The sequence below is a fragment of the Oleiphilus sp. HI0067 genome (assembly GCF_001635735.1).
The window spans coordinates 1-5,006 of the sequence record NZ_LWFI01000634.1; the positions used below are offsets into that span (position 1 = coordinate 1).

Below are 5,006 nucleotides of genomic sequence, written 5' to 3' on the forward strand. Positions count from 1 at the left end.
CTCTACTTCAAATCGTTGAGCCACTTCAGTTGACTGAAAATACGCAAATGAACCTTGGTCAAATCGACCCTTCAGCTGATGCGGTAACTTGTACGCTAGCTGCAGGTGGTGCGCGTTCAGGTACTGGTTGTTTTGATGCAGCAACAAACGGTGTAGAAGGTGTTATAGACGTAGCAGGTACTGATGGTCTTACTTTTGACATCACGCTAGGTCAGTCTTCTTCAAACGGTATGACTTTCGTACCAGCAATGATCGACAACGGTGAAGCGGCACTATCTCTTACAGGTGTTACGCTACAGGCAGCTCACCAGTTGACGCTTGGTGGTACTTTGACAGTTGATAATGCAACGACTGCAGCGGCAGCGGCAGCTACTGCGACCTCAATCGATTACGATGTTTCTGTTGTATACAACTAAGCACTAGTTGTAGAGAAACATGTAAAAGGCGCCTTGGGGCGCCTTTTTTTGTTCTAAGGACTTAACACTTAATGTTTCTAAAAATTATATTGAATTCAATGACTTTTGAGCCAAAATTAAAGTTAGCTATAACAAAACATAAATTTATATAAACAACGAGAGTTAGTGTCGATATTGTTATGAAGTCTTTGTTTTTGAAGTTTGGTGTATTTTCCTTTCTTGCAGCATTTACGATCAATGTTTCCGCAGGACTTTTAATCAACCCAAAACGTGTCGTATTAGAAGAACGTGAGCGAGCGGCTGCGCTTGATCTGTTGAACGATGGAACGCAAAGGGCGCGTTATCAAATCTTTTTTGAACAAAAGTTAATGCGTGAAGACGGCAGTATTGTTGATCTAGAGGCGCTTGATCCCGATGCGCAATATGCCAAAGATATGATTCGTTATTCTCCCCGTCGTGTGGATATTGAACCAGGACAACGTCAAACCATTCGTATCGCAGCGCGTCGTCCGAAGGGTCTTCCAGATGGCGAGTATTTGTCGCACCTTGTATTCCAAGAAATTCCTATTACTGCTGAAGCGGAAGAAGCTAATGAAGATGAAGAGCCTACGGTGTCGGTTAAACCTCGTCTGAAAATCGCTATTCCTATTATTATCCGAAAGGGTGAGTTGAGTTCTGTTGCGGGTTTAGAAAGTATTATTTTTGATGCGACAGAAGGTAAGAATGGCGCTTTCGAAATGCAGATTACACGTGAAGGGTCGTCATCGTTATATGGCAGCGTAGAGATTTTCGAGAATGACAATGGTAAAGCGGGTGATCGCGTTGCTATGTCAAAGGGTGTTGGCGTATATACAAGCATCAACAAACGTTTGATTAAAGTGCGTTTGCCTCAACCTGTAGAACCAGATCAGACCTCTTTCATTGTTCGTTTTGATGAAGACGAGAAGTACGGTGGTACAAATCTCATTGAAGAACGCTTTGAGTTAAGTCAGTAATGTTATAGAGGGCGCTCGATCATATCGGCGCCTTTTTCGTATATGCAGCACCCTTTCTTGTTCAACATTTTTTGTAGCCTCAGGTTTAGCATGTTTGCTTTTCTTGTGTTCGCTATGCTGTTGTCTAGTGCGAAGGCTACAGAGTTAGAACTTGATGATGAAGACTTGCTAGTAGTACAACTCAGTGTAGGGCCTTACACTGATGACGAACCTATCTTTATTTACCGCTCCCCAGAACAAACCTTGTTACCAGTCGATACGATCGCATCATTACTAGAAATTGCTATTGAATCGGACATCGATGAATTATTAGTATCCGGTTGGGTGGGGGATGAGAGCAATACTTTTGAACTGGATCTGACTAAACAAGAATATTATTCCAAAGGCGTTGCTCAGCCTTGGCCGCAAACGATTCGCTATGCGGAAGACGGCTTTGATGTTTATCTCGACCAACAGATCTTGCAAGATCTTTTCGGATTCAATTTTGATATTGATGTGTCTCAACTTCAGTTACGTGTTGATGCTTCAAAAGATATCCCATTAATTGCCAAGCTCGAGCGCAAAAAACGCCAAGAAGAAATAGAACGTCCCGAGCTGGAAACGCTTCCTGAGACTTATATCCCAAACACTTATGAGTGGTGGAATATGCCGCACTTCGATATCTCTATCGGTGCTGACGTTGAGAAAAATCGAGGTGCGAGCGATTTTCGACATGATCTCGTTGTTCAAGGTCGGGCCGATGTGGCAAAGCATTCGCTTCAAGCAAGCTTGATCTCTAATAATAGTGATACAGATATACGCTTAACGTTTTCGCGCGCCTCTGAAGGGCCGGACAAAACGATCGCTCTAGGTATGGATCGTTATGAGGTTGGGGATGTGACCGGGTTGAGTGATGCGCTGTTATTTTCTTCTGTTCAGGGTAGTGGGGCTCGCTTGTCTCGCGGTGGCGAGTCAATTCAAGAGCAGGGCGATGTGATCACGCTTGAGGGTGATGCACCTCCAGGATGGGAGGTCGAACTTTATCGCAATGGTAGCTTGATAGAATTTTCTGAAACCACAAGCCAAGGTCGCTACATCTTTGAGAATGTACCCATTTATTTGGGCGAGAATATTTTTGATATTCGTTTGTATGGGCCTCAGGGGCAAGAGCGTGAAATTCGTGAGGTAGTGTCATCGGGCGGGGCAATGCTTAAGGCCGGTGCTTGGGAATACGACATTTGGAGCTTACAAAGAAATCAGCGATTAGTCGGTGGGAAGATCAACGATTTTAATGAGGTGACGAACTTTAATATGGCGGAGGTCCGCTATGGATTGCATAGAAGTTTAACTGCTCGCTTAGGGTTAAGCGCAATGACGCCAAACTCCACATCAACTGATCGCCAATACTTTCATACCAGTTTGTATGGAAGTTTAGGGCAAGCCTTGTCGCAGTTTGATTACGCGAAAGATCTTGATGGTGGTTCAGCGTATCAATTAACGCTTCAGAGCCGTCTGCTTGATACTAGCTTGAATGCTTCTGCATCCAAGTTCTCTGATCTAATTAGTGACCGTAATCAAAATGGTAAATTAGATTCTGAGTATGCACTTCGTCTTGATCGATCATTTTTAGTCGGCCTGCCGAGTGCTTTGTCTGTGGATTTAGAATTCAGAGATCGCTCATTTGTGGATGGCGACGGAAACTTCACGACTAACCTGCGCAAAGCAACGGGGTGGGCGGGATATCAATTCGTAAACGAGCTTTTGTATTTTAAATCATCAGGGAGCTCAGATATCTCGCGAACAGACGGTGGCTTCAGCGCCACAAGACGCTGGGAAGGGTGGCGTTATAAGGGTTCTATTGCGTATAGTGTCGCCCCCTCATCTAGCGTGAATAGCCTTTCTTTTTCAGCGTCGCATAAGTTCGCCAGCAACATCAATTACACTGGTTCAGTGGCTTATAACTTCACAGGTAAAGATTTATTCAGCAATGACAACACCCTAACTTGGGAGTTTGAGAAATTTTCCGTGTCGGGCAGTGCTGGCTTCAATACCGATGGGTTCGCTTATCTAGGTGCAACGCTTAGTACTTCCGTTGGCTATGACGCGAAGAGAGATAGTCACTTCTTATCGAATGAAAGTTCAGTCAATAGTGCATCGTTAAATGCGCGAGTATTTATTGATGAAAACGATAATCAGATGTTTGATGAAGGTGAAGAAACTTTGCCGGGTATTCGATTTAAGGGTAAGAGTAAATGGCGAACGTTTGAAACAGGCGATGACGGTGTCGTCGTTCTGAAAGGGATTGATCATCTTCAAATGGAAAAAATTGAGATTGAAGAAAAGAGTATTGAAGACCCGTTTATAAAAGCTGCATCCGGCCCGTTCTTTGTTTACACCCACGCAGGCTCAGTGTTACAGCAAGATATTCCTTTGGCCTATACCTTTGAAGTCGAAGGCAGTTTGTTTGTGAAACAGAATGGACAGCAACGACCTTTAAGCACGGTAAGGGTAGAGGTGCTTAATGAGGCGGGTGATCAAGTAGCTTTGACGCGCTCCGAATATGATGGGGTGTATTTGCTGTCAGGCTTGCTGCCAGGGAAGTACTGCGTTTCAGTTAATGAGAATGATTTGGCTGATCGTGATCTTAAAACGATTGAACCAACATGTTTTTATTCTGATGGTAAAGATGGCGTTGTGTTCATAGAGGATATCGTCTTTTAGTTGACGTGCTAGGCACCTTTTGCCGGGCAAAACGGGCTTATGTAACATTGCGTAACTTTTTGTGTTGCAGTGTTACAAATCTGTCCTATACTCGAAGTCCTAAATTTTTGGGGCTTCGACATGTCTGCGTGTTTTGGTTTAAAGCATATCCTGATGACGGCATCTCTCACGATGTTATCTCTTGCTGTGCACGCAGATCGCTTCAGTGCGCGTTTTGAAATCGTTAATTCTGTAAGCCTTTCCTCCATAGCGTTTGATGGCGCTGAGTCATCTTTAAACCCTGAAGACTGTAGTCCATCTTCTTCGACGGTCAATTCTGACTTTGATGCATGCGATGGCATGTTTCACACCAATCTAGACCTTGAAATAACCCAAGCCAGTTTGTTTATTAATGGTGAACCATTACCTTTTGAATATTATTCGCAAAGCTTCAATGGGGGAGTGGATAGTGGTGTCGAAGAAATTATGTTGGTAATGCAATAGAGCTGAAAATAAGGCTTTTATGTCGCAGAGTGCTTTGGTATTATGCGCGCTCGTTGATCGGCACTAGCCACAACGCACCATGGTAACTCTTGTTGGTTCCCTCGCAATGATAAATCGTGAACCTGGTCAGGCCCGGAAGGGAGCAGCCACAGCGGTCGACTCATGTGCCGAGGTGTAGCTGGCGAGAGTTGCCACCCAAATTTCCCCCTTTAGAATTTCTTGCTTCTTGCTTCTTGCTTCTTGCTTCTTGCTTCTTGCTTCTTGCTTCTCGCTTCTCGCGCTATGTGCGTTAGTTCCGATGTGTCAGATTATTTTACTGTTTGATATGAGCTGTATTCTTATAATTTCTTTATAAGGCTATGATTTATAAATATAAATTATTATAGGTTTGATTATTGCTGGTATTACTCCC

4 protein-coding genes and 1 other RNA gene are annotated in these 5,006 nt (G+C 43.8%); all 5 read left to right on the forward strand.

Going from position 1 to position 5,006, the window contains the following annotated elements; all coding sequences use genetic code 11:
- On the forward strand, positions 1 to 416 hold a 416-nt coding region (locus A3739_RS07015; RefSeq protein ID WP_156502436.1), incomplete at its 5' end, for a DUF4402 domain-containing protein.
- 179 nt (positions 417 to 595) lie between these two features.
- Positions 596 to 1,411 carry a molecular chaperone gene (locus A3739_RS07020; protein ID WP_068500853.1) on the forward strand — a complete coding sequence of 272 codons (816 nt, stop codon included), beginning with the start codon at positions 596 to 598 and terminating at the stop codon, positions 1,409 to 1,411.
- Between the two features lie 114 nt (positions 1,412 to 1,525).
- Positions 1,526 to 4,111: a hypothetical protein gene (locus tag A3739_RS07025; RefSeq protein ID WP_156502437.1), complete on the forward strand. Its 2,586-nt coding sequence runs from the start codon at positions 1,526 to 1,528 to the stop codon at positions 4,109 to 4,111.
- Between the two features lie 120 nt (positions 4,112 to 4,231).
- Entirely contained in the window at positions 4,232 to 4,594 is a 363-nt protein-coding gene (locus A3739_RS07030) for a hypothetical protein (protein WP_068500855.1), read from the forward strand.
- Between the two features lie 90 nt (positions 4,595 to 4,684).
- An RNA gene (gene ffs, locus A3739_RS07035) (signal recognition particle sRNA small type) lies at positions 4,685 to 4,781 on the forward strand.
- The last annotated feature ends 225 nt before the right edge of the window (positions 4,782 to 5,006 follow it).